This is a genomic window from Bradyrhizobium sp. F1.4.3, assembly GCF_040548375.1.
Classification (GTDB): Bacteria; Pseudomonadota; Alphaproteobacteria; order Rhizobiales; family Xanthobacteraceae; genus Bradyrhizobium.
The window spans coordinates 27,099-50,602 of the sequence record NZ_JBEPRN010000021.1 but is presented as its reverse complement, the minus strand read 5'-3'; the positions used below and the strand labels follow the sequence as shown (position 1 = coordinate 50,602).

Sequence of the window (23,504 nt, the reverse complement as noted above, 5' to 3'; positions counted from 1 at the left end):
GTCGCCGCGCTACGCTTGCAATGACGCAAGACCTATGCGGTCGCCCCATAGATGGTGGCTTCGCGGGCGGCGTCCACTATCGCCGCCCGGGTGTCATCCGGCAAGGGGATGCCTTCAATGCGTTCGACCCGGGCTTTGCGCCCGGAATTAGCATCCCTATGACGGAACCCTCCGGTTACGCACTCACCTTGGCGTGGCCGCCGAGATAGGCGGCGCGGATCGCCTCGTTGCCCCAGAGCTCGTCGGGCTTGCCGCCGAGCACGATACGGCCGGTCTCCAGCACGTAGCCGTAATCGGCCACCGACAGGCCCATGCGCGCGTTCTGCTCGACAAGCAGGACCGTCGTGTTGCGCCGTATCTCGGAAATGATTTTGAACACGGCCTGCACGATCACGGGCGCAAGGCCGAGCGACGGCTCGTCCAACAACAGCAGCCGCGGCCTGGCCATCAGCCCGCGTGCGACCGCGACCATCTGCAATTGGCCACCGGACAGCGTCCAGCCCAGCGCGTTGGTGAACTTCCGGATGTCCGGGAACAGGTCGAACATCGCATCCGCCTCGCGCGAAATCTCCGAGGTCGCGGCCCGGCGATTGGACGCGCCGAGCATGATGTTCTCCTTCACCGTCAGCCCCGGAAAGACGCGGCGGCCTTCCGGCACGTGCGAGATGCCCATGCGGACGATCGCTTCCGGGCCAAGTCCTGCGATCGATGTGCCGTCGAACAGGATCTCGCCGGAGGTCGGCTTGGCGAGTCCGGAGATGGCGCGCAAGGTCGTCGACTTGCCGGCGCCGTTGGCGCCGAGCAGCGTCACCACCTGCCCCTGCTCCACGGCGCAGGTGATGCCGCGCAGCGCTTCGATCTCGCCGTAACGCACCACCAGATTGCGGATTTCGAGCAATGGCATCATTCGCTCCCGAGATAGGCGGAGACGACGTCGGGATGACGCAGCACGGCCATGGATTCGCCGTCCGCGATGCGGCGTCCGAAGTTGAGCACAGTGATGTGCTGAGCCGCTTCCGAGACCAGCGTCATGTCGTGATCGATGATCAGGATGGTCAGCCCTTGGGCAGCGATGCGCTTGAGCAACTCGTGCAGCTCCAGCTTCTCGGTCGAGTTGAGGCCGGCCGCGGGCTCGTCGAGCAGCAGCAGCGTCGGGTTCGAGGCGAGCGCGCGCGCGATCTCGATCAGCCGCTGATGGCCGTAGGAGAAGCTCGATATCAGCTGGTTGGCGCGGCTGCCAAGGCCGACGAAGGTCAACGCCTCCATCGCGCGCTCGGTCAGGGCGTCGTCGCCCTTCCCGACCATGGTGTTGCCGGGCCGCTCGGCGCCGATCTCGACATTCTCCAGCGCCGTCATCGAACGGAACAGGCGGATGTTCTGGAAGGTGCGTCCGAGACCCGCAGCCGTGCGCTGATGCGGCGGCATGTGGGTGATGTCCGTGCCGTCGAGCACGATCTTGCCGGCCGTCGCCACGTACAGGCCCGAGAGTACGTTGAGCGTGGTGGTCTTGCCGGAACCGTTCGGCCCGATCAACGCATGCACGCCGCCGCGCTTCACCGCGATATCGACGCCGTCGACGGCCTTGAGGCCACCGAAATACTTCGAGAGACCCGTGACTTCCAGCACCGTGTCGCCGCCGATCGTCGCCGGCTTCAAGTGCAAGGCGCCCGCGACCGGCGGCGCCTTGGTCTTGGCGCGCCAGCGCGTGAACGCGTCCGCGACAAAGCCCCAGATTCCGTCCGGCATGAAACGGATGATCAGGATCACGAACAGGCCGTAGATCGCCAGATAAAGCCCCGGCACGCTCTTGAGGAAGCGTAGCCATTCCGGGATCAGGATCAGAAGACCCGTGCCGATCGTCGAGCCGATCGGCGAGGCCACGCCGCCGAGCAGCGACATGGTCAGGAACACGATCGATTCCGCGAAGGAGAACTGATCGGGGCTGACATAGGCGAAGCCACCGGCGAACAGGCCGCCTGCGAGCCCGCCGAGAAGAGCGCACAGCGCGAACGCGTAGATCTTGGTGCGGAAGACGTCGATGCCGTTGACGCCCGCAGCAAGCTCGTTGTCGCGCACCGCGCGCATGGCGCGGCCGAGCTTGGTGTCGGAGAGATGCCAGACCAGATAGCCGACGATCGCCAGCATCGCGACACAGAACGCGAGATAGCTTTGCGATGTCTGGAACAGGTCGGGACGCTTGATGTTGGAGACCCCGTCGGGCCCGTGGGTCAGCCAGATCGCGTTGATCATCACCAGCGTGACGATTTGCTGGAATGAGATCGTGACCATCGCAAGGTAGTGGCCGCCGAGCCGCAAGGTCGACATGCCCAGGAAGGCGCCGGCCAGCAGCGAGATCACGCAACCACCGACGAGGCAGAGCCAGAAGCTCACCTGCAAATCCGTGGTGCCGATCCCCACCGCGTAGGCGCCGAGGCCGAAGAACGCGGCTTGCGCCAAATTGATCTGGCCGCACAAGCCGAGCACGACGGAGAGCCCGAACACCGCGATCGCGAACGTCGTGGCCTGGAGCAGGATGTTGTGAACATATCCGTCGAAGCGCATGTTGGCCGCGAGCGCGACTAGGATCGCCGCGCCGATGAAGTACGGCAGGTGCCGGACGAGCAGCGGCTTCGAGTGGATGGCGGGCGCCGGAATCGGCATGTTGTCGCTGGGTGCGCTCATGCCTTCTCCGCCACGCGTTCGCCGAAGATACCTTGCGGCCGGAATATCAGGAAGGCGATCAGAACCAGGAAGGCGAAGCCGTCCTTGTAGGGCACCGAGATATAGGCTGCGCCAAAAGTCTCGATCACGCCGAGCGCGAGCCCGCCGATAATGGCGCCAGCGACATCACCGAAGCCGCCGATAATGGTTGCCGCGAACGCCTTCAGCGCGATAGTCGAGCCCATCTGGATCGAGACGAACAGCACCGGCGCGACCAGGATGCCGGCAAGGCCGCCGAGCACCGCCGAATAGATGAAGGTGATCATGATCATCGTCGAGACGGAAATGCCGAGCAGCGAGGCCATCTCCTTGTCCTGCGAGGTCGCCTGCAGCTTCTTGCCGAGCAGCGTCTTCTCGAAGAACCAGAAATTGAAGATCACGAGGCAGATGGTGACGCCGATGATCAGGAGATACTGGCTGTCGAGATAGACAGGGCCGACCTGGATGCCGGGCGTTTCGAACCAGCCTTCCAGCACCTGCGGCTGCGGACCGTAGATCGCGAGCACCGAATTGGCGAGCAGGATCGAGGCGCCGATCGTGGCGATGATCACCGGCAGATAGGTGCGGTGGCGCAGCGGATAATAGACGCCGAGATTGAAGACGACACCGAGCAGCGCCATGCCGAGGAGCGCGACGATGAAGGCCGCCCAATAGGGCAGACCGGCTTCGACCGCGACGACCATCAGATAGGCCGCGACCATGGAGAATTCGCCCTGGGCAAAATTCACGACATTGGTTGCACGGAAGATCAGCACGAAGCCGAGCGCAACGAGCGCGTAGACGGCGCCGATGCCGATGCCGGTAAAGAGCAATTGTAGGGCGAGATCCATCACAAGCGTTCTGTTGGAGGTCGGATGCGTTCGCCGAAAGACGCAGCGACCTCCCCGATCGTCATCGGGAAGGTCGCGTCAACGTCAGTCGTTGAACTCGATGTGCTTGTCGAAGACGATGTTACCCTTCTCGTTCTTCACGATGTTGTAGCCGTGAAGTCCGTCGCCGTTCTGGTCGAAATTATATTCGCCTTCGGCACCAGGGAACTTCTTGATCGCGAGGATGGCTTCGCGAATCTTGCCCGGATCGGTGGAGCCGGCCTTGTTGATCGCCGCCGACAGCACATTGATGGCGTCGAAGGTCCAGGAGCTCTGGTTGTCGGGCGCGACCTTGACCGCATCGCGGTAGATCTTGCCGAATGCCTTCGAACCTTCGCTGGAATTCTCCGCGTAGTCGGCGACGCCATACGTATTGTAGAGCGCGGGACCTGCAAGCTTCAGCGCGGTGATGTTGACGATCGAGGGTGAGCCGACCCAGGGAATGTTGACGCCGAGCTGGCGCAACTGGCGGGCAAAGATGCCGAGATCGTTCTCGAAGGTGAAGTAGGAGCCGAGGATATCGGCGCCAGACTGCTTGATCGCGAGCACGACCGGCGTGAAATCCTGGCTCTGGTTGGCGTAGCCCTGATCCAGCACCGGCGGTGCGCCGGCCTTGGTCAGCGCTTCCGTCAGCGCCTTGCCGCCTGCGGTGCCGAACGCATCGGTGGAGTGCAGCACGGCCCACTTCTTCTTGCCCAGCGTGCTGACGCCGTATTCGGCGATGACGCGGCCAGAATAGCTGTCATTGGGACGGCAGCGGAACAGCCATTGATTGCCCATATGGGTGAGGTTCGGATCGGTGCCGCCGATCATCACGGGCTTGCCGAGCTTGATGACGTCGGGCGCCATCGCATGCACCTGGGTCGAACGGATCGAGCCGAGGAAACCGACGATGTCCGGTTGAGAGGCAAGCTTGGAGAAGGCGAGCACGATGCCGGGATTGGTGGTCTGATCGTCCTCGACGATCAATTCGCCCTGCTTTCCGAGAATGCCGCCAGCCTTGTTGACGGCTTCGAGCGCGAGCTTGGCGCCCTTGATGGCGTAACCGCCGGATTCAGCGGCGGGCCCCGTGACGGGCGCGCACATGCCGATCTTGATGGTGGCGCCTTGCGCATTTGCGCTCTTGATGAGGTATGGCGCGGCAATACCGGCAGCAATTCCGGCAGCAAAATCGCGTCTCGTCAGTCTCATTCATTCCTCCCTGGGGCCGGGCATCCTTGTCGGCCCTTCTTTGTCTTGGCTCTATCGCTGAATACAGAGCCGGATGCTACTTACGAATTCTCCCGATACGAGTAAATTGATATTGCGCGATCATCGACTAAGTGCGCAGAGCGCGCACCCAAAGATGACTAACACCCGCGACGGCCATCTATTCTCAGCGATTTTTCCCGGGCTTTTCGCGCGTTTCGCTTCGCCTGGGCTGCCCAAGCGCTAAGCAATGATGACAGTCATGCGTGACGGACAAGTCATCATGCAAATTTGCCGTCACGCATCATCCGTGATCTCGTCACGCGCATCGACGGAGGCGAGACATACCTCCAATTGTCCGAGCATCTCCTGCAACTCGACGAGCTTGCGTGCGCCAAAGCGCCGCGTGATCTCCGCATAGATCGCTTCCGAGGACGGCGCGACTGAGGCCATCAGCTTCACGCCCTCTTTCGAGATCGAGACCATGCTGCGGCGCTGGTCGGCTTTCGCGGTCTTGCGCTCGATTAAATTGCGCGCCTCGAGGTCACGCAGGATGCGCGACAAGCTCGGTCCAAGAAGAAACGCGGTGCGCGCGAGTTCCGTAACCTCGGCGGCTTCGATGGCAGCGAGCGCGCGCAGGATGCGCCATTGCTGCTCGGTCAGGCCGTGCTCGCGCAGCGCGGGACGAAACTGCCGCATCACCGCCTCGCGCGCCCGCAACAGCGACATTGGGAGCGAGCGCGAGAAGTCGCGCATCGGCACCTGCCGGGCGGCAGGCGCGCTTGCGTTCGGATCAGTCGGTCTCTTCGCCATGACGCCCTGTCCTCAAACCCAAAAATGTTTGCACTGCAGCATGCCGGAATGGGGTTTGACGAATTCACTTAACATGTTAATTATCTCCCGGCATCCACATTTCAGAGACTGCGCATGGCGCTCTCACACCAAGATATCCAAGCTTGCGCGAGCCGTCTGCACCAGGCGGAGAAGACCCGCACGCAGATCCGGCAGCTCTCGCAGGATTTTCCAGACATCACCATCGCCGATGCCTACGCGATTCAGAAGACCTGGGTCGACGTCAAGATCGCCGAGGGGCGCATCGTCAAGGGTCACAAGATTGGCCTGACCTCGAAGGCGATGCAGAGCGCACTCAACATCGACGAGCCGGATTCCGGCGTGCTGCTCGACGACATGTTCTTCGCCGATGGCGGGCTGGTGCCGACGGAGCGCTTCATCGCCACACGCGTGGAGGCCGAACTCGCCTTCATCATGAGCAAGCACCTCTCAGGTCCCAACTGCACGATGTTCGACGTGCTCAACGCCACCGACTTCGTGGTGCCGGCGCTGGAGATCCTGGATACGCGGATCGAACGCGTCGATCCCAGGACCAAGGCGACGCGAAAGATCTTTGACACCATCGCAGACAACGCGGCGAATGCCGGCATCGTGCTCGGCGGCCGGCCGATCCGCCCGCTGGAAGCCGACCTGCGCTGGATCGGCGCGCTGTGCTTCAAGAACGGTCAGCTCGAGGAAACCGGGCTCGCTGCCGGCGTGCTCAATCATCCCGCCACCGCCGTTGCCTGGCTCGCCAACAAGATCGCCCCGCTGGGACTCTCACTGGAGCCCGGCCAGGTGGTGCTCGCCGGCTCCTTCATCCGTCCGATCGAGACCCGCAAGGGCGACACAATTCAGGCCGATTATGGCGCCTACGGCTCGGTGAGCTGCTACTTCGCCTGACAACAAGAAAACACAGGGAGTGAAACCGCCATGCCGCATTTCACGATCGAATATTCGGCCAATCTCGATGGCCACCTCGACATCGGCGCGGTGTGCGAGGTCGTGCGCAAGGCGGCGGTCGAGACCGGCATCTTCCCGCTCGGCGGCATCCGCGTCCGCGCCATCCGCTGCGAGCACTATGCGATCGCGGACGCCCGGCAGGGCTATGGCTTTCTCGACATGGTGCTACGCATCGGCGAAGGCCGCGACCTTCCGACCCGCAAGAAAGCAGGCGAGCACGTCTTCCTGGCGCTCTCCAGGCATCTCGATCCCGTCTTCGCTGCCAGCAAATTCGCGTTGTCGTTCGACATGCAGATCAACGACAAGGACACGAGCTGGAAGCGCAACAACATCCACGACGCCGTGAAAGTGGAGGCCGCCCATGGATAAACCTACGCCGAAAGCCGATGTGTTCCAGGCCAACCGCGACCGCGTCGCGCCGCTGCTGAAGAAGCTGCGTGCCGACGGCATCGGCCACATGATCGACGGCAAGATCGTCGCCTCGATCACCGGCGACACCTTTGAAACGAAGTCGCCGGTCGATGGTACGGCGCTCGCAAGCGTCGCCCGCGGCAATGCCGAGGATATCGACGCCGCCGCGACCGCCTCTGCGCTGGCCTTCAAGTCCTGGCGCGACATGGGCCCCGCGATCCGGAAGAAGCTGCTGCATCGGGTGGCTGATGCCATCGAGGACAATGCCGAAGATATCGCCCTGCTCGAATGCATTGACACTGGCCAGGCCTATCGCTTCATGGCAAAGGCCGCGATCCGCGCCGCCGAAAACTTCCGCTTCTTCGCCGACAAATCTGCGGAGGCGCGCGACGGCCAGAACACACCGAGCGATGAGCACTGGAATATCTCGACGCGCGTGCCGATCGGCCCCGTCGGTGTGATCACGCCGTGGAATACGCCGTTCATGCTCTCGACCTGGAAGATCGCGCCTGCGCTGGCCGCCGGCTGTACCGTCGTGCACAAGCCGGCCGAATGGTCGCCCGTGACGGCCGCCATTCTGGCGAAGCTTGTCAAGGAAGCCGGCGTTCCCGACGGCGTGCTCAACACCGTGCACGGTTTTGGCGAAGAGGCCGGCAAGGCTTTGACCGAGCACCCTGCGATCAAAGCGATCGGCTTCGTCGGCGAGAGCGCGACAGGCTCTGCGATCATGACACAGGGCGCGCCGACGCTGAAGCGCGTGCATTTCGAGCTCGGCGGCAAGAATCCGGTGATCGTGTTCGACGACGCCGATCTCAACCGCGCGCTCGACGCCGTCGTGTTCATGATCTACTCGCTCAATGGCGAGCGCTGCACGTCGTCCAGCCGTCTGCTGATCCAGGCGAGCATCGCGGAGAAATTCATCGAGAAGCTGACCGCGCGTGTGAAGGCGCTGAAGGTCGGCCATCCCCTCGATCCCGCGACCGAAATCGGACCGCTGATCCACGAGCGGCATCTGGCAAAAGTCTGCTCCTATTTCGATGTCGCGCGCCAGGACGGCGCGGTGATCGCGGTGGGCGGCAAGGCCTATGACGGTCCGGGCGGTGGTCACTATGTCGAGCCGACGCTGGTCACCGGCGCCAACGGCAAGATGCGCGTCGCGCAGGAGGAGGTGTTCGGCCCCTTCCTCACCGTGCTGCCCTTCAAGGACGAGACTGACGCCATCGAAATCGCCAACGACATCCGCTATGGCCTCACCGGCTATGTCTGGACCAACGATGTGGGCCGCGCGTTGCGCGTCGCCGACGCGCTCGAAGCCGGCATGATCTGGCTCAACTCGGAAAACGTCCGTCATCTGCCGACGCCGTTCGGCGGCATGAAGGCCTCAGGCATCGGTCGCGACGGCGGCGACTACTCGTTCGACTTCTACATGGAAACCAAACACGTCTCGCTGGCGCGAGGCACGCACAAGATTCAGAAACTGGGGATCTGAGGAAACGGTCGTTCCGGGCGCGCGAGGACGTCGCGAGCCCGGAATGACGCGCCGAGAGGGGAAACGCAATGCCCGTACCGCAACATATCTTCGAGCCGCCCTTCAACATCATCCGCTCGAGCCATGTCGTACTCGACGTGACCGATTTGAAGCTTAGCCGCGAGTTCTACGAGACCATTGTCGGCCTGCATGCCGAGGATGCTGACGACAAGGTCGTTTACTTGCGCGCCGCCGAGGAGCATCAGCATCACTCGCTGGTGCTGCGCAAGGCAGCGGTGCCCGCCTGCAACCGGCTCGGCTTCAAGGTCGGCAACGACAAGGATCTCGACAAGGCCGCTGCGTTCCTCTCCGAGAACGGCCTCTCTTATGCCTTCGTCGATCAGCCGTTCCAGGGCCGCACGCTGCAATTCACCGATCCCTTCGGCTTCCAGATCGAGCTATATGCATCGATGGACCGGCGGCCGCATCTGTTGCGCCGCTTCGACCTCTACAAGGGTTGCCACCCGCAGCGGCTCGACCATTTCAATGTCTTTGCCGCCGAAGTGCAGGACACTGTGGAGTTCTACGCCCGGCTCGGCTTCCGCCTCACCGAATACGCCGAGGAGGACGGACCGAACGGGCGCATCGCTGCCGCCTGGATGCATCGCAAGGGCAACGTCCACGACTTCGCCATCACCAACGGCAAGGGTCCGCGGCTGCACCACTTCGCGTACTGGACGCCGACGGCGATGAACATCATCCATCTCTGCGACGTGATGGCCTCCGCTGGCTTCGTCAAGAACATCGAACGCGGCCCCGGACGCCACGGCATCTCGAATGCGTTCTTCCTCTACGTCCGCGATCCCGACGGCCATCGTCTCGAGCTCTACACCAGCGACTATTTCACTGGGGATCACGACCACGAGCCGCTGCGCTGGTCGCTGCGGGATCCGCGCCGCCAGACGCTGTGGGGCGCACCGGCCCCGCGCTCCTGGTTCGAGCAGGGCTCGCCGTTCGCGGGGCAAGCCGTGCGCGAACCAAAGTTCGTGGCCGACGTGCTGGTGGCGGATTGATGCCGGTCGATGTCAAACTTCGCAGTCCGTCGTCCCGGCCCCCGTGCGCAATTGCGCACTAGGCCGGAACGACAACAGAAGATGAGCTGCCAATGACGCTCCCTCGCCTCGCAACCTATTCCGTCAAGGGTGCAACCCGTTACGGCGCCGTCGTGGACGGCGGCATCGTTGACCTCTCCGCGCGCCATGCCAAGGACTATCCCACGCTGCGCGAAGTGATCGCGGCCGGCAAGCTCGCGAGCCTTGCCGAGGAAGCTGCCGGCCGCCCGCCGGATCGCGCGATCACCGACATCATTTGGCTGCCGCCGGTGCCGGCGCCGGAAAAAATCATCTGCATCGGCGTCAACTATCCTGACCGCAATGCCGAGTACAAGGACGGCCAGGACGCGCCGAAATATCCGAGCATGTTCATGCGGAGCCCGCGTTCCTTCGTCGGCCACGACACGCCGCTGGTGCGGCCGCGTGCGTCGGCGCAGCTCGACTATGAAGGCGAGATCGTGCTGGTGATCGGCAAGGCCGGCCGGCACATTCCGGAAAGCACGGCGCTCGATCACATCGCGGCGCTCACGCTCTGCAACGAAGGCTCGGTGCGCGACTGGCTGCGCCACGCCAAGTTCAACGTCACGCAGGGCAAGAATTTTGACTCCAGCGGCAGCCTCGGGCCGTGGCTCGTGCCGTATACGCAAGAATCGCAGATCGCGGACATTCGTCTCACCACGCACGTCAATGGCGAATTGCGCCAGGACGACCGCACCAGCCGGCTGATGTTTCCGTTCCGCTATCTCATCAGCTACATCTCGACCTTCGCCACGCTTGTCCCCGGTGACATCATCGTCACGGGCACGCCGACCGGCGCAGGTGCGCGGTTCGATCCGCCGCGCTACCTGAAGCCCGGCGATGTCATCGAGGTCGAGGCCGAAGGCATCGGCTCCTTACGCAACGGCGTCGTCGACGAAGCCTGACCAACAATCAAAGTGGAATAGTACAATGACCACCCTCACCGGCGGCGAAGCGATCGTAAGCGGCCTTGTCGCCCATGGCGTCGACACCGTGTTCGGCCTGCCCGGCGCGCAGGTCTACGGCCTGTTCGACGCCTTCCACCAGGCCCAGCTCAAGGTGATCGGCGCGCGACACGAGCAGGCCTGCGGCTACATGGCGTTCGGCTATGCGCGCTCCAGCGGCAGGCCCGGCGTGTTCAGCGTGGTGCCCGGCCCCGGCGTGCTCAACGCCAGCGCGGCGCTGCTCACCGCGTTCGGCTGCAACGAGCCGGTGCTGTGCGTGACAGGCCAGGTGCCGACACAGTTTCTGGGCAAGGGCCGCGGCCATCTGCACGAGATGCCGGACCAGCTCGCAACGCTGCGTACATATGTGAAATGGGCGGACCGGATCGAAACTCCCGGCAATGCGCCGACCACCGTAGCCCGCGCCTTTCAGGAAATGATTTCGGGACGGCGCGGCCCTGCCTCGGTCGAGATGCCCTGGGACATCTTCACCCAGCGTGCGGACACGGCAGTCGCACAGGTGCTGGAACCGTTGCCTGCACCGCTGCCCGACCCTGATCTGATCAAGCAGGCGGCCGCGCTCATCAGGAACAGCAAGGCGCCGATGATCTTCGTCGGCAGCGGCGCGATCGAGGCGCGCGAGGAGATCCTCGAACTCGCCGAGATGATCGACGCGCCCGTGGTTGCCTTTCGCAGCGGCCGCGGCATCGTCTCCAATGCGCATGAGCTCGGGCTGACCATGGCCGCCGCCTACAAGCTGTGGCCGAAGACGGATCTCATGATCGGGATCGGCTCACGGCTCGAGCTGCCGACCATGTCGCGCTGGCCGTTCCGCCCTGATGGGCTGAAGAGCATCCGCATCGATATCGATCCCGTCGAGATGCGGCGCTTCATCTCGGACACCGCTATCATTGCTGACGCCAAGGCCGCGACCGCCGATCTCGCCACTGCGGTCAGCAAGGCCGGCTACAGCAAGCCCGCCGGCCGTCGCGCCGCGATCCGCGAAGCCACCGTATCAGCGCAAGCGGAGATCCAGCGCATCCAGCCGCAGATGGCCTATCTCAACATCCTGCGCGAGGTGCTGCCGGCGAACGCGATCGTCACCGATGAATTGTCTCAGTTCGGCTTCGCCTCCTGGTACGGCTTCCCGATCTACGAGCCGCGCACCTTCATCACTTCGGGCTATCAGGGCACGCTCGGCTCGGGTTTTCCGACCGCGCTCGGTGCCAAGGTCGCCAATCCCGACAAGGCTGTGGTGGCGATCACCGGCGACGGCGGCTTCATGTTCGGCGTGCAGGAGCTTGCGACCGCCGTGCAATTCAACATCGGCGTGGTGACGCTGGTGTTCAACAACAACGCCTATGGCAATGTCCGCCGCGACCAGCGCGAACGCTTTGACGGGCGCGTGGTGGCGTCGGATCTGGTCAATCCGGACTTCGTCAAACTCGCGGAGTCCTTTGGCGTTGCAGCCGCGCGCGTCACCGCGCCGGATCAATTCAAGGCGGCGATGGAGAAGGCGCTTGCACACGGCGGGCCGTATCTGATTTCGGTCGAGGTGACACGGGATTCCGAAGTGAGCCCGTGGGCGTTCATTCACCCGCCGAAGCCTTAAATCCTCATGGTGAGGAGGCGCGCGAGCGCCGTCTCGAACCATGAAGGCCCCGCTGCTACGGCTCGGCCTCTATCCTTCGAGACGCGCGCGAAGAGCACGCTCCTCAGGATGAGGGGATAGGTCAGCGCGTCCTGCGGAAAGTCAGATTGATGCGTTGACGGCCGAGCAGCACGTGCTCGCCGTCGGCGAGCGGCGCCACGCCGTGATAGGCGAGCCGGGACGGTCCGCCCCACACCACGACGTCGCCATGCACCAGACGAAAGCGGCGCGGCTTGTCGCTGCGGGCCATGCCTCCGAACAGGAAGGTTGCGGGCAGCCCGAGCGAGACCGAGACGATTGGCGCGGAAAAATCCAGCTCGTCCTTGTCCTGATGCAGTGACAGCCGCGTGCCGGGCTCGTAGCGATTGACCAGGCACGCGTCGGGCGCGAAGCCAACGAAGCCGCCCTGCTCCGCCGCGCGGCGGGCCAGATCGCTAAACACGAGCGGCATCGCCGGCCATGGCGCGCCGGATCGCGGATCGATCGGATCGTAGCGATAACCGGTGTGATCGGTGATCCAGCCGCGCTCGCCGCAATTCGTCATCGCGACCGACATCTGATAGCCGCCGGGCGTGGTCATGCAACGGAACGGCGACTGCGCCACGATGGCACGCACCGCGGCGATCAGCTCGGTCTCGATCGGCTTGACGAAGCCACGCAGCAGCACGGCACCGTCTGCGATGTCCTCGCGCGACGGCTGCGCCTCGGCAACGTTGTCGAACAAATCAGCCGTCAATCGTCACTCATTTGGCATCATGAAAGATCACACCGACCGTGTGGCGTTGCCCCGTCCGAATCCGGCTGACGCCATGGCGCAGGTTAACGCGGTAGGTGCCGCGTGTCCCCTGCACCGGGCGATGATGCACGGCGAAGGCGACCGCATCGCCCTGCGCGAGCGGCACGACCTCGGCGCGGGACTGCATGCGCGGGCGCTGCTCGGTCAGCACGAACTCGCCACCGGTGAAATCGCGTCCCGGTTCCGACAGCAGGATCGCGACCTGGAGCGGGAACACGTGCTGGCCGTAGAGGTCCTGATGCAGGCAATTGAAGTCGCCGGCCTCATATTGCAGCAGCAGCGGCGTCGGCCGCGTCTGGCCCGCCTCGTGGCAGCGCTTGAGGAACGCCGCATGCGCGGCCGGATAGCGGATGTCGATCCCCATCGACTCGTTCCAGCGATTGGCGACGCCGTGCAAATGCGCGTAGAGCGCCGGCCGCAACTGCGCGATCAGGTCGGGCAGCGGATAGGAGAAATATTTGTACTCGCCGCGGCCAAAACCGTGGCGGCCCATGACGATGCGGCTGCGGAAGTTTGCGTCGTCGGGATAGAGGGCGGTGATGGCGCGGCATTCGCCGGGGGTGAGCAGGTCTTTCAGGACCGCGCTGCCTTGGGAGTCGAGTTCGCCGGTGATTTCGGCCCAAGGGAGTCCATCGACGCGGGCGGAGATATCTGCCGCATCATCGACAGCAACGGGAACGCGTTTCGCGATTGCCATAGCGACCATCCTGTCCACATCCGTCATTCCGGGGCGCGACGAAGTCGCGAGCCCGGAATCCATAACCATGATCGCGAGTATGGCGCGCCAAAGTGGGCGCGCCCCGGAATGACGGAGAATGTGTCGCAAATCTCGACAGCAACAACCACCCGATTTCCGTGTGGGAACCTAGCCCAGCACCGGCAGCGTCACCACGTCATACCCATGCCTGATCGTCCGCTTCAGCACGGGGTCTTCCAGCTCGAACTCGAAGCGGTCGGCGGGGCGGATGCCGCCCTTGGCGGCGAAGGTACCGCCGAACATGGCGCAGCCGTCGGGCAGCTTCTTGTCCGGGAAGCCGCGCGCGATCAGGTCGGCGACCGGCAGCATCGCGTCCAGCGTGCCCTCCTGGTAGAGCACGCGCTCGCCCTTGATCCAGGCGTAGGAGCGCAGGATCATCTTGTCCCAATGGCCGATCACATCCTCAAGTTCCCACAACACCGAGGCGATCGGCTTGTCGCACATCTGCTTGGAGACGGTGACGCTGTAGGCCTCCACCTTGCGGTCGGTATGGTCCGAGCCGCAGCCGACGAAGATGCGGCCCTGCCAGCCGATCAGCACGAACTCGACCTCGCCGCTGGAATCTCCCCCGCAGCATTCGATGCGGTCTTCCATGGTCAGCCGCCGCGCCGAGGCGCGGTAGTAGATCGGCGTCGAGGTCGGCCGGGCGATGCCGACGGCCTCGAGCTCGGCGATGTGCTTGTCGCGCGCGACGGGGTCGCGGCCGGTCCAGCCGGCGATGACGGCCTGCTCGATCGCCAGCGTCAGCGGCGTTGTGGTGTCCTGGGCGTCGACGGTGAAAGTCAGGTCAAACACGAATCACGGCCTCCATGCCGGCAGCAAGATCAAAGATACGACGGTCCGATCCGCCGCTACCCGCCAGCATCAGGCCGACCGGGACGTCGCCCTCACGATGTGCAGGCAGCGAGATGGCGCAACCGTCGATCATGTTGATCAGGGTGCAATTGCGCAGCGCGCGAAGATTTTCAGTGGTGAACGCCTTGTCGTCGGCGAGATCGGAAATTTTCGGCGGCGTGTTGGCGGTGGTCGGCAGCACCAGCGCGTCATAGGGCGCGAGGCGCGCATTGACGCGGGCGATCAGCGAGCGGCGCTCGTTGAGGAGATCGATGTAGTCGGCCGCGCTCTGCGCTTCACCGCGCATGATGCGGACGGAGACGCGGGGGTCGTAGACGTCGCCCTTGGCGGTGATGAGATAGCGGTGCCAGGCGAAGCTTTCGGAGGCGGCAAAGCCGCCCTTGGCGTTCATCGGCCCGATGTCGTGAAATTCGGCCATCTCGATGCGCTCGATGATCGCGCCGTGATCGGAAAGCGCTTTCAGCGCGCGCTCGAAGGTCTCGGCCACTGCCGTGTCGAGATCGTCGAGCGCGATCGTGGTCGGTACCGCCAACCGCATGCCCTTTACGGAGCGCGGCTTTAGCGCAACGATCGGATCGTTCGCCAACACCGCGTCAAGTATGGCACAGCAACTGACCGATCGCGCCAGCGGCCCGATGCTGTCGAGCGAGAACGACAGCGGCACCGCGCCGTCGAGCGGCACGCGACGCTGCGTCGGCTTGTAGCCGACGATGCCGTTGAAGGCGGCCGGAATCCGGCAGGAGCCACCGGTGTCGGTGCCGAGCGCGCCGTGCGCCATGCCGTCGATCACCGACACCGCGGCGCCGGACGACGAGCCGCCGGGCACATGGCCCGCGCCGCGGTTCCAGGCGCCTTTCGGCGTGCCATAGTGCGGATTGATGCCGATGCCGGAATAGGCGAACTCGGTCATGTTGGTCCGCCCGATCACGACAAAGCCGGCCTTACGCAGCCGCGCCACGGTTGGCGCATCCTGCTCGGCCGGCGGGGAATCATCGAGCGCGCGGGAGCCGGCGCGGGTCACCTGCCCCCTGATGTCGAAGAGATCCTTGATCGAGACCGGGATACCGGCATAGCGCGACGGCGCCGCCTTGACCTTGCGCAGGCCGTCCATCGCATCCGCGGCTGCGAGCGCGGCGTCCTTGTCAACGTGGATGAAGGTGCGCTGGCCTTCGCCGGCCGGATCGGCGATCCTGGCGATGCACGCCTCGACCAGCCTGCGGGAGGTGGTGCGGCCGCTTTCGAGGTCTTCGGCAAGCTTCGCCAGTGTCGGAAAATCGGGCATGTCTGTCTCACGGAATATTGTCGCGCGCAATCTATAGCGCTGCCTCAGTTCGACACAAGCATTGTGCGCATGATGGCATGCATGCTCCCTGCTGGACCGTTGACGCGCCGTAGTCAATTGTCGCATCAAGATCGAAACGGGCAGGCGCAAAGCCTGTTCTCTGGGAGGACCAGCCGACATGGCCGAACCGCAGCGCGCGCGACCGAAACCGACGCCGGAGACCCAGCATTTCTGGGATGGCACCAAGGCCGGCGAATTGCGCCTGCAACGTTGCGACGCCTGCGCGCATGTCTACTTCCCGCCGCGCCCGTTCTGCCCGTCCTGCGCCTCGCGCAAGGTCAGCACGTTCAGAGCGAGCGGCAAGGGTTTCCTCTACAGCTACGTGATCAACCACCGTCCCGCCGCGCCCGGCTTCACGCCGCCTTATGCGATCGCCGTGGTCGAGCTCGCCGAGGGGCCGCGGATGATGAGCAACATCATCGATTGTCCGCAGACGCCGGAAGCGCTCGAACTCGATATGAAGCTTGAGGTCGCCTTCGAGACACTCGACGACAAGATCACCCTCCCCGTGTTCCGTCCGGCGAAGGGATAGGCCATGCGCAAAAACCAGGTTGCCGTTGTCGGCGCGGCCGAGACCACCGAGCTCGGGGTCATCCCCAACATGTCGCAGCTCCAGCTTCATGCGGATGCGGCGCTCAATGCCATCGCTGATGCGGGACTTAAGCTGTCCGACATTGACGGTTTTGCGACCGCGGTCGAGACGCCGCAGCAGGTCTGCCACTATCTCGGCATCAAGCCGACCTGGGTGGACGGCACTTCGGTCGGCGGCTGCTCGTTCATGCTGCATGTTCGGCACGCGGCGGCGGCGATCGAGGCCGGCCTGTGCAAGACCGTTCTGATCACCCATGCCGAGAGCGGCAAGTCGATGATCGGCAAGGCGCCACGCTCGATCCCCGCCGACAGCCTGCAAGGCCAGTTCGAGGCGCCCTACGGCGTCTACGGACCGCCCAGCATGTTCCCGATCCCCGTGCTGCGCTTCATGAAGACCTACGGGATCACCCATGAGCAGCTTGCCTCGGTCGCGGTGGTGCAGCGAGAGTGGGCGGCGAAGAATCCGCGCGCGATGATGAAGGACCCGATCACGGTCGCCGACGTTCTCAACTCGCGCATGATCGCTTACCCATTTCGTCTTCTTCAATGCTGCCTCGTCACCGACGGCGGCGGCGCGCTGATCCTGACCTCGGCCGACCGCGCCAAGGATTTTCCGCGCAAGCCAGTCTACATCATGGGCACCGGCGAGAGCGTGGAGACGCCGATGGTCAGCCAGATGGAGACTTTTAATTCCTCGCGCGCGTTCAAAACCGCGGGGCCGCTGGCGTTCAAGGAGGCCGGCATCGTGCACAAGGACGTGGATCATCTCATGATCTACGACGCCTTTGCACATCTGCCGCTGTTCGGCCTCGGCGATCTCGGCTTCATGCCGCATGAGGAGACGGGCAAGTTCATCGCCGACGGCAACACGCGCCCCGGCGGCAAGCTGCCCCTCAACACCAATGGCGGCGGACTGAGCTATATGCATTCCGGCATGTACGGCATGTACGCGCTCCAGGAAAGCGTGCGCCAGATGCGCGGCATCGCGCCGGCGCAGCTGCCGAATGCGAAGATTTCGGTGTGCCACGGCGTCGGCGGCATGTTCGCCGCAAGCGGCACGATCGTGTTTACGAACGAGAAGCAATAGCCCGTCATTCCGGGGCGGCGCGAAGCGACGAGCTATGATGCGCAATTGCGCATCTGAGAATCCATAATCACTATCGTGAGTATGGATTCCGGGCCTGCGCCTTTCGGCGCATCCCGGAATGACGATGGAATTTGGAACGCATAGCGGAGAACCCACATGACAAAATCACTGCAAGACAAGGTCATCATCGTCACCGGCGCAGGGCGCGGCATCGGGCGCGAGATCGCGCTGCTTTGCGCTGCGGAAGGCGCCAAGGTCGTCGTCAACGATCCCGGCGTGGCTGCCGACGGCGCCGGCTCGAGCGCTTCTCCCGCCGAGGAGGTGGTCGAGGAGATCAAGAAGCGCGGCGGCGCCGCGGTCGCCAATTTCGAGTCGGTGGCGGAAGCGATCCCGGCGAGCAAGATCGTGAAGACCGCGACCGATCATTTTGGCCGGCTCGACGGCGTCGTCAACAATGCCGGCATCCTGCGTGACATGATCTTCCACAAGATGAGCGTGGAAGCCTTCGAGGCCGTCATCAAAGTGCATTTGATGGGCTCGTTCTACGTCTCTCACGCCGCCGCGCGGATTTTCCGCGAACAGGAGGCCGGCTCCTTCGTGCACTTCACCTCGACGTCGGGCCTGATCGGCAACTTTGGGCAAGCCAACTACGCCGCCGCCAAGCTCGGCATCGTCGGCCTGTCGAAGTCGATTGCGCTCGACATGGGCCGCTTCAACGTCCGCTCCAATTGCGTCTCGCCGTTCGCCTGGACCCGCATGATCGGCACCATCCCGACCGAGACCGAAGCCGAGAAGGCGCGCGTCGAGAAGATCAAGCAGATGGGACCGGAGAAGATCGCGCCGGTCTGCGCTTATCTGCTGTCGGATGCCGCCAAGGACGTCAGCGGGCAGATTTTTGGCGCGCGCATGAACGAGCTCTTCCTGTTCAGCCAGAACCGTCCGCTGCGCTCGGTGCATCGGAGCGAAGGCTGGACGCCGCAATCGATCGCGGAACACGGCATGCCGGCGCTGAAGGGCTCCTTCTACAAGCTCGACCGCTCCGCCGACATCTTCCCGTGGGATCCCGTGTAAGGATTCCGTCTAGCCGCATTTCCGGCATCCCTGCCCTGCGATCTCCGGTTGTCTTCGTCGGAGATCGCCCTGCTTTACGCCCGATTGCAGGCGAATACTGGCCTCCCAACACAACTTTGGGAGGAAACCATGACAAGAATACTGACCAACCCCAACGCCACATCTGCAACGGAACCGGGCGGCCTCGGCCGCCGCGATATTTTGAAAGGCGCCGCGGCGCTCGCTGCGTCCACCGTCGTCGCCTCGCAAGCCGACGCCCGCGACTTCGGCGCCAATGCCGAGCCGCAGCGCTATCCCGATCCTGATATCATCGTCATCGATCCCAAGCGCTTCAAGGCCAAGGTCGGCAACACCTCGATCAAGCGGCTGTACACCGGCTGCCTCTGGGCCGAGGGACCGGCATGGAACGCGCAAGGCCAATATCTCGTCTGGAGCGATATTCCCGCCAACCGGCAGCTTCGCTATCTCGACGACGACGGCCACATCTCCGAGCAGTTCCACAAGCCGTCGAACGAGGGCAACGGCAATTCGTTCGACACCGAGGGACGCCAGATCACCGCCGAGCGCACGCGCCTCGTCCGCTACGAGCACGACGGCTCGGTGACGACGCTGGCTGAACAGGCGAACGGAAAGCCGCTCAACGGCCCGAACGACATGGTCGTGCATCCCAACGACAAGTCGATCTGGTTCACCGATCCCGGCTACGGCGCGATCAGCATCTACGAGGGCAAGCTCGCCAATACCGGCTCGCTCCAGCCCTACCAGAAGGAAGCGGTCTATCGCCTCGACGCGCAGTCCGGCCAGCTCACGAAGGTCGCCGACGAGCCGTTCAAGCCGAACGGCATCGCCTTCTCTCACGACTACAAGAAGGTCTATGTTTGCGACACCGGCATCACGCACTATCCGCAGGCGGAAAACGTGGTGTGGTCCTACGACCTCGACGGTCAGAAACTATCGAACCCGAAGCGGCTGATCGACATGAAGCTCGACGGCAAGTCCGGATTCCCCGACGGCATGCGCGTCGACACCGAGGGCAACATCTGGGTCGGCGCAGGGTGGGTCGGTCCGGGCTATGACGGCGCGCAGGTGTTCGCACCCAACGACGGCGCACGCATCGGCCAGATCCTGCTGCCCGAGACCTGCGCCAACCTCTGCTTCGGCGGCAAGAAGCGCAACCGCCTGTTCATGACCGCGAGCCAGTCGCTCTATTCGGTCTATGTGGAGACGCAGGGCGCGCATTTCTGCTGAGTGCTCAGCACTCTCCACGCGTCATGGCCGGGCTCGTCCCGGCCATCGTGACGCGCGATACGAAGAACGCGGATGCCCGGGACAAGCCCGGGCATGACGGCTGAGTGTGTGTTGGCTGTGTCGCCTCAACCCGTATTCCTCAAACCCGCCGAGATGCCGTTGATCGTGAGCTGAATCCCGCGCAGCACCTGCTCGTCCGGGTTCTGCGCACGGTGCTCCTTCAACAGCTCGACCTGCACGTGGTTCAGTGGATCGAGATAGGGGAAGCGGTGGCGCACCGAGCGCTCCAGCAGCGGGTTGCCTTGCAACAGCCGGTCCTGGCCCATGATATCGAGCAGCGTCTCGATGCAGGAATGCCATTCGCGGCGGATGCGGCCGAAAATCTTCTCGCGCAGGGCTTCGTCCGGCACCAGCTCGGCATAGCGCGAGGCGATTGCGATCGAGCTTTTCGCGAGCACCATGTCCATGTTCGACAGCAGCATGCGGAAGAACGGCCATTCCTTGTAGAGCTCTTTCAGGAACGGCATGCCCTTGTCGGGATGCTCCGCGATCCATTGCTCGACCGCGCTGCCAAAGCCGTACCAGCCCGGCAGCATCAGGCGGCATTGCGCCCAGGAGAACACCCAGGGAATCGCGCGCAGGTCCTCGATCGCGCGTGTCTTCTTGCGCGAGGCCGGGCGGCTGCCGATGTTGAGCGTCGCGATCTCGTTGATGACGGTGGATTCCCAGAAATAATCGACGAAGCCGTCGGTCTCGTAGACCAGGCCGCGATAAGCCTTGAAAGCGAGGTTCGACAATTCGTCCATCGCGGTCAGATATTCGCGGCGCGGCGCGCTCTGGCGCGGATGCAACAGGCTCGCCTCCAGCGTTGCGGCGGCGAGGATCTCCAGATTGTTGCGGCCGACTTCCGCATTGGAATATTTCGACGAGATGATCTCGCCCTGTTCGGTGATGCGGATCTGGCCGTTCACCGCACCGCCCGGTTGCGCGATGATGGCGTCATAGCTCGGGCCGCCGCCGCGGCCGACGGAGCCGCCGCGGCCATGGAACAGCCGCAGGCGCACGCCGTGGCGTTCGAACACGTCGACAAGGCCGATCTCGGCCTTGTAGAGCTCCCAGCCCGAGGTGACGAAGCCGCCATCCTTATTGCTGTCGGAGTAGCCGAGCATGACCTCCTGCACGCTACCGCGGCTGTCGACCAGCCGGCGATAGTCGTGCAGCGACAACATGCGGTCCATAATGCTGCTGGAGGCCTGCAAGTCCTCGATGGTCTCGAACAGCGGCACGATGTTGATGGCACTGCGCCCGGAGGGATGGACGAGACCCACCTCCTTCAGCAGCACCGCCACTTCGAGCATGTCCGACATGCCCTTGCACATCGAGATGATGCATTGCTGGATCGCGTCCGAGCCGAACTTCGCATGGGCCTCTGCGGCGGCATGGAAGAGGTTGAGCTCGCCCATGGTCTCGTCGCTATATTTGACGAACTGCGAGACCAGCGAGCGCGCGCTGCGCAACTCGTTGGTCAGCAGCGAAATGCGCGCCTCCTCGCCGAGCGCAAGATAGGACATGCCGGGGTTCGCGGCGTCCATCAGCTCGGCGATGGTGCGCTCGTGCACAGCGGAATTCTGCCGGATGTCGAGCCGTGCCAGATGGAAGCCGAAGCAATCCACCGCACGCCGTAGCAGCCGCAGACGTCCACGGGCTATGACGCGGGCATTGTTCGAGATCAGCGAACGGTGGAGCACGTCGAGATCGGCCTGCAGCTCCTTGACGCTCTCGTAAGGTGCGCCCTTGCCGACGGGACGGCGGGTAATCTCGACCTCAAGCTTTTCGGCCGTCGCCGCAAGGCGCGCATAGATACCGGAGACCGCGAGACGATAAGGCTCGCCGCTGCGGTGCGGCGAGGTGTCCGGCGAGCGTTCCGCCAGCGTGCGCAGCTCCTCGGAGACGTCGGCGAGATGCGCCGCGATCGACAGTTCCGAGCCGAGCACGTGCAGTTCGTTGAGATAGAACTGCATCACCCGGCTCGACTGCAGCCGCAGCGTGCCGCGCATGACGTCGGCGGTGACGAAGGGGTTGCCGTCGCGGTCGCCGCCGATCCAGCTTCCCATCCGCAGGAACGAGGCGAGCTCGCTCGCCGCCTGCTCGCCGCCCTCCTCCAGCCGGTCCTCCAGCGTGTTGACCAGCCGCGGAACCTCGCGGAGGAAAGTATAGTCGTAGAACGCGAGGCCGTTGGCGACCTCGTCGAGCACGGTGAGCTTGGTCCGGCGCAACAGATTGGTCTGCCACAGCGTGAGCACCTCGCGGCGAAGCTGCTCGTCGCTTGCCGCAGCCTCGTCTTCGGTCAAGGTGACCCGTTCGCGGCGGTCGAGCAGGGCCGCGACCTCCATCTCGCGATCCATGGTGCTCTTGCGGCGGACCTCGGTCGGGTGCGCCGTCAGCACCGGGCTGACCTGGGCCTCTTTGAAAAAGCGCCTGAGCTCGTCGGCGGTGATGCCCGCCCCCTTGGCGAGGGCCAGCGTTTCTGCAAGCACGCCGGACCCGCCGTTGTTGGCGGCGGCGCGGGCGCGCATCTGGCGGATGTTGTTCTGGTCCTCGGCGATGTTGGCGAGGTGGGAGAAATAGCTGAAGGCGCGGACAATCCGCACCGTCTCGGAGGTCGACATGCTGTCGAGGATCTGCTCGAGCTCACGCCGGGCGAGCCGGTCCTCGTCGCGGTGGAACCGGATCGAGGTCTGCCGGATGCGCTCGACCAGGTCGAACAATTCGGCGCCCTCCTGGTCGCGCACCGTGTCGCCCAGGATACGTCCGAGCAGGCGGATGTCGTCGCGCAACTGCGCATCTGCCTCCAGCGCCTGGGCGTCCTCGGCGCGGTTGGCACGATGATCTGCGGCGTCGGATGGTATTGTCTGGAGGGACATGGCTCGCTCCCTGGTTCGAGCTCGCATGGCTGCCCGGCTCAACCGAGTGTGCAAGTTTTTTGCCGCAGCGCAAGGTGAAGTTGGGGGCGATGCGGCATCGTCACGGATCATGGGCGGGAATGTGCCCGGCCGCCGGCCGCGCACACACGTCGCCGTCTCGCGGCGCAGGCGCCCGAGCTTTGCTGTCCGTTTCGCCCTCATCGAGAAGAAAGGGCGCAGGGAAGGCCGGGCGCCGGCTGGCACCCAGGGTCCGCATACGAGAAACGCACGCGGGGTGACCGCAGGTGATGCCGGGACATCCCGGCCTTCCCTGCGCAATGGTTTTACGGCTTATGGCGCGCTCTCCCCGGGGAGCGATGCACTATTGCCCCCGTCGCCTTGCGGATGATCGATGCGCGCACCCGGTCGGGCACTCACACCACCGCAAGCCTTGACGCACAGACCCCGGGCGTCAGGACCACACGCTTTTGCCGTCCGCGGACGTCCCTCCCCGAGCATTCCAGGGCTCGCGCGTGCTCGCCCCGAAGCCGAAAGGAAACGCTGTGACCGCGCCGTGTCGATCCGCGGATCGCAATGACTCACGGGGACTACCCGCCCTGCCATCCGTCACGCGCCGGCGCTGCCGCGTCCATCGCATCCCGGCCTGCGTATCGTGAC

At 64.2% G+C, this 23,504-nt stretch carries 20 protein-coding genes; 10 read left to right on the top strand and 10 right to left on the bottom strand.

Annotation, left to right across the window (positions count from 1 at the left end):
• Window positions 1-175: 175 nt before the first annotated feature.
• From ABIB73_RS33235 to hpaR, 5 genes are all read right to left on the bottom strand, one after another.
• On the bottom strand, window positions 176-904 hold the full coding sequence (locus tag ABIB73_RS33235; protein ID WP_354231121.1) for an ABC transporter ATP-binding protein: 729 nt from the start codon (window positions 902-904) through the stop codon (window positions 176-178).
• Entirely contained in the window at window positions 904-2,682 is a 1,779-nt protein-coding gene (locus ABIB73_RS33230; protein WP_354231119.1) for a branched-chain amino acid ABC transporter ATP-binding protein/permease, read from the bottom strand. The genes ABIB73_RS33235 and ABIB73_RS33230 overlap by 1 nt, the downstream gene beginning before the upstream one ends.
• The gene (locus ABIB73_RS33225) at window positions 2,679-3,551 is read right to left on the bottom strand and encodes a branched-chain amino acid ABC transporter permease (RefSeq protein WP_354231117.1); all 873 of its coding nucleotides are present in this window, start codon (window positions 3,549-3,551) and stop codon (window positions 2,679-2,681) included. Before ABIB73_RS33225 ends, ABIB73_RS33230 begins: the two co-directional genes overlap by 4 nt.
• An 84-nt stretch (window positions 3,552-3,635) precedes the next feature.
• Complete coding sequence (locus ABIB73_RS33220) at window positions 3,636-4,781, bottom strand: ABC transporter substrate-binding protein (protein ID WP_354231115.1); 1,146 nt, start codon at window positions 4,779-4,781, stop codon at window positions 3,636-3,638.
• Window positions 4,782-5,075: 294 nt separating this feature from the next.
• Window positions 5,076-5,591 (bottom strand): homoprotocatechuate degradation operon regulator HpaR, encoded by a 516-nt coding sequence (hpaR, locus tag ABIB73_RS33215; RefSeq protein WP_354231113.1) that lies wholly within the window; start codon window positions 5,589-5,591, stop codon window positions 5,076-5,078.
• A 114-nt stretch (window positions 5,592-5,705) separates the two neighbouring features.
• Between hpaR and hpaH the strand changes: the two genes are divergently transcribed.
• The 6 genes from hpaH to ABIB73_RS33185 all read left to right on the top strand — a co-directional run bounded on the left by hpaH (window position 5,706) and on the right by ABIB73_RS33185 (window position 12,137).
• Window positions 5,706-6,512: a 2-oxo-hept-4-ene-1,7-dioate hydratase gene (gene hpaH / locus ABIB73_RS33210; RefSeq protein WP_354231111.1), complete on the top strand. Its 807-nt coding sequence runs from the start codon at window positions 5,706-5,708 to the stop codon at window positions 6,510-6,512.
• 30 nt (window positions 6,513-6,542) lie between these two features.
• Window positions 6,543-6,941 (top strand): 5-carboxymethyl-2-hydroxymuconate Delta-isomerase, encoded by a 399-nt coding sequence (locus ABIB73_RS33205; protein WP_354231109.1) that lies wholly within the window; start codon window positions 6,543-6,545, stop codon window positions 6,939-6,941.
• A complete protein-coding gene (gene hpaE, locus ABIB73_RS33200) occupies window positions 6,934-8,472 on the top strand; it encodes a 5-carboxymethyl-2-hydroxymuconate semialdehyde dehydrogenase (protein ID WP_354231107.1) in 1,539 nt (512 codons plus the stop codon). The genes ABIB73_RS33205 and hpaE overlap by 8 nt, the downstream gene beginning before the upstream one ends.
• Before the next feature lie 68 nt (window positions 8,473-8,540).
• Window positions 8,541-9,524, top strand: a complete 984-nt coding sequence (gene hpaD / locus ABIB73_RS33195) for a 3,4-dihydroxyphenylacetate 2,3-dioxygenase (RefSeq protein WP_354231105.1) — start codon at window positions 8,541-8,543, stop codon at window positions 9,522-9,524.
• A 92-nt stretch (window positions 9,525-9,616) separates the two neighbouring features.
• Window positions 9,617-10,486, top strand: coding sequence for a fumarylacetoacetate hydrolase family protein (locus ABIB73_RS33190; RefSeq protein WP_354231103.1), 870 nt, complete (start codon window positions 9,617-9,619; stop codon window positions 10,484-10,486).
• A gap of 25 nt (window positions 10,487-10,511) precedes the next feature.
• On the top strand, window positions 10,512-12,137 hold the full coding sequence (locus tag ABIB73_RS33185) for a thiamine pyrophosphate-dependent enzyme (protein ID WP_354231101.1): 1,626 nt from the start codon (window positions 10,512-10,514) through the stop codon (window positions 12,135-12,137).
• Between the two features lie 121 nt (window positions 12,138-12,258).
• On the opposite strand, the gene alkB is transcribed toward ABIB73_RS33185, so the two are convergent.
• The 4 genes from alkB to ABIB73_RS33165 form a co-directional block, all read right to left on the bottom strand.
• Window positions 12,259-12,912: a DNA oxidative demethylase AlkB gene (gene alkB, locus ABIB73_RS33180; RefSeq protein WP_354231099.1), complete on the bottom strand. Its 654-nt coding sequence runs from the start codon at window positions 12,910-12,912 to the stop codon at window positions 12,259-12,261.
• A gap of 7 nt (window positions 12,913-12,919) precedes the next feature.
• The gene (locus tag ABIB73_RS33175) at window positions 12,920-13,669 is read right to left on the bottom strand and encodes a 2OG-Fe(II) oxygenase (RefSeq protein ID WP_354231097.1); all 750 of its coding nucleotides are present in this window, start codon (window positions 13,667-13,669) and stop codon (window positions 12,920-12,922) included.
• A gap of 168 nt (window positions 13,670-13,837) precedes the next feature.
• Complete coding sequence (locus ABIB73_RS33170; protein ID WP_354231095.1) at window positions 13,838-14,524, bottom strand: DUF2848 domain-containing protein; 687 nt, start codon at window positions 14,522-14,524, stop codon at window positions 13,838-13,840.
• Window positions 14,517-15,866: an amidase gene (locus ABIB73_RS33165; protein ID WP_354231093.1), complete on the bottom strand. Its 1,350-nt coding sequence runs from the start codon at window positions 15,864-15,866 to the stop codon at window positions 14,517-14,519. The genes ABIB73_RS33170 and ABIB73_RS33165 overlap by 8 nt, the downstream gene beginning before the upstream one ends.
• A 178-nt stretch (window positions 15,867-16,044) precedes the next feature.
• Between ABIB73_RS33165 and ABIB73_RS33160 the strand changes: the two genes are divergently transcribed.
• The 4 genes from ABIB73_RS33160 to ABIB73_RS33145 all read left to right on the top strand — a co-directional run bounded on the left by ABIB73_RS33160 (window position 16,045) and on the right by ABIB73_RS33145 (window position 19,923).
• The gene (locus ABIB73_RS33160) at window positions 16,045-16,458 is read left to right on the top strand and encodes a Zn-ribbon domain-containing OB-fold protein (protein WP_354231091.1); all 414 of its coding nucleotides are present in this window, start codon (window positions 16,045-16,047) and stop codon (window positions 16,456-16,458) included.
• A 3-nt stretch (window positions 16,459-16,461) separates the two neighbouring features.
• Window positions 16,462-17,604, top strand: coding sequence for a thiolase C-terminal domain-containing protein (locus ABIB73_RS33155; protein WP_354231089.1), 1,143 nt, complete (start codon window positions 16,462-16,464; stop codon window positions 17,602-17,604).
• Between the two features lie 156 nt (window positions 17,605-17,760).
• Window positions 17,761-18,675, top strand: coding sequence for an SDR family oxidoreductase (locus ABIB73_RS33150; protein ID WP_354231087.1), 915 nt, complete (start codon window positions 17,761-17,763; stop codon window positions 18,673-18,675).
• A gap of 129 nt (window positions 18,676-18,804) precedes the next feature.
• Complete coding sequence (locus tag ABIB73_RS33145; protein WP_354231085.1) at window positions 18,805-19,923, top strand: SMP-30/gluconolactonase/LRE family protein; 1,119 nt, start codon at window positions 18,805-18,807, stop codon at window positions 19,921-19,923.
• Between the two features lie 125 nt (window positions 19,924-20,048).
• On the opposite strand, the gene ppc is transcribed toward ABIB73_RS33145, so the two are convergent.
• Window positions 20,049-22,847, bottom strand: coding sequence for a phosphoenolpyruvate carboxylase (gene ppc / locus ABIB73_RS33140; protein ID WP_354231083.1), 2,799 nt, complete (start codon window positions 22,845-22,847; stop codon window positions 20,049-20,051).
• Window positions 22,848-23,504 lie beyond the last annotated feature (657 nt).

What these genes read in the sequence shown, in the direction of transcription:
- ABIB73_RS33235 (WP_354231121.1), bottom strand. Translation starts at nt 904, where the DNA reads ATGCCATTGCTCGAAATCCGCAATCTGGTGGTGCGTTACGGCGAGATC.
- ABIB73_RS33225 (WP_354231117.1), bottom strand. Translation starts at nt 3,551, where the DNA reads ATGGATCTCGCCCTACAATTGCTCTTTACCGGCATCGGCATCGGCGCC.
- hpaH (WP_354231111.1), top strand. Translation starts at nt 5,706, where the DNA reads ATGGCGCTCTCACACCAAGATATCCAAGCTTGCGCGAGCCGTCTGCAC.
- hpaR (WP_354231113.1), bottom strand. Translation starts at nt 5,591, where the DNA reads ATGGCGAAGAGACCGACTGATCCGAACGCAAGCGCGCCTGCCGCCCGG.
- ABIB73_RS33160 (WP_354231091.1), top strand. Translation starts at nt 16,045, where the DNA reads ATGGCCGAACCGCAGCGCGCGCGACCGAAACCGACGCCGGAGACCCAG.
- ABIB73_RS33185 (WP_354231101.1), top strand. Translation starts at nt 10,512, where the DNA reads ATGACCACCCTCACCGGCGGCGAAGCGATCGTAAGCGGCCTTGTCGCC.
- ABIB73_RS33205 (WP_354231109.1), top strand. Translation starts at nt 6,543, where the DNA reads ATGCCGCATTTCACGATCGAATATTCGGCCAATCTCGATGGCCACCTC.
- ABIB73_RS33150 (WP_354231087.1), top strand. Translation starts at nt 17,761, where the DNA reads ATGACAAAATCACTGCAAGACAAGGTCATCATCGTCACCGGCGCAGGG.
- hpaE (WP_354231107.1), top strand. Translation starts at nt 6,934, where the DNA reads ATGGATAAACCTACGCCGAAAGCCGATGTGTTCCAGGCCAACCGCGAC.
- ABIB73_RS33155 (WP_354231089.1), top strand. Translation starts at nt 16,462, where the DNA reads ATGCGCAAAAACCAGGTTGCCGTTGTCGGCGCGGCCGAGACCACCGAG.
- ABIB73_RS33165 (WP_354231093.1), bottom strand. Translation starts at nt 15,866, where the DNA reads ATGCCCGATTTTCCGACACTGGCGAAGCTTGCCGAAGACCTCGAAAGC.
- ppc (WP_354231083.1), bottom strand. Translation starts at nt 22,847, where the DNA reads ATGTCCCTCCAGACAATACCATCCGACGCCGCAGATCATCGTGCCAAC.
- hpaD (WP_354231105.1), top strand. Translation starts at nt 8,541, where the DNA reads ATGCCCGTACCGCAACATATCTTCGAGCCGCCCTTCAACATCATCCGC.
- ABIB73_RS33145 (WP_354231085.1), top strand. Translation starts at nt 18,805, where the DNA reads ATGACAAGAATACTGACCAACCCCAACGCCACATCTGCAACGGAACCG.
- ABIB73_RS33220 (WP_354231115.1), bottom strand. Translation starts at nt 4,781, where the DNA reads ATGAGACTGACGAGACGCGATTTTGCTGCCGGAATTGCTGCCGGTATT.
- ABIB73_RS33190 (WP_354231103.1), top strand. Translation starts at nt 9,617, where the DNA reads ATGACGCTCCCTCGCCTCGCAACCTATTCCGTCAAGGGTGCAACCCGT.
- ABIB73_RS33175 (WP_354231097.1), bottom strand. Translation starts at nt 13,669, where the DNA reads ATGGCAATCGCGAAACGCGTTCCCGTTGCTGTCGATGATGCGGCAGAT.
- ABIB73_RS33230 (WP_354231119.1), bottom strand. Translation starts at nt 2,682, where the DNA reads ATGAGCGCACCCAGCGACAACATGCCGATTCCGGCGCCCGCCATCCAC.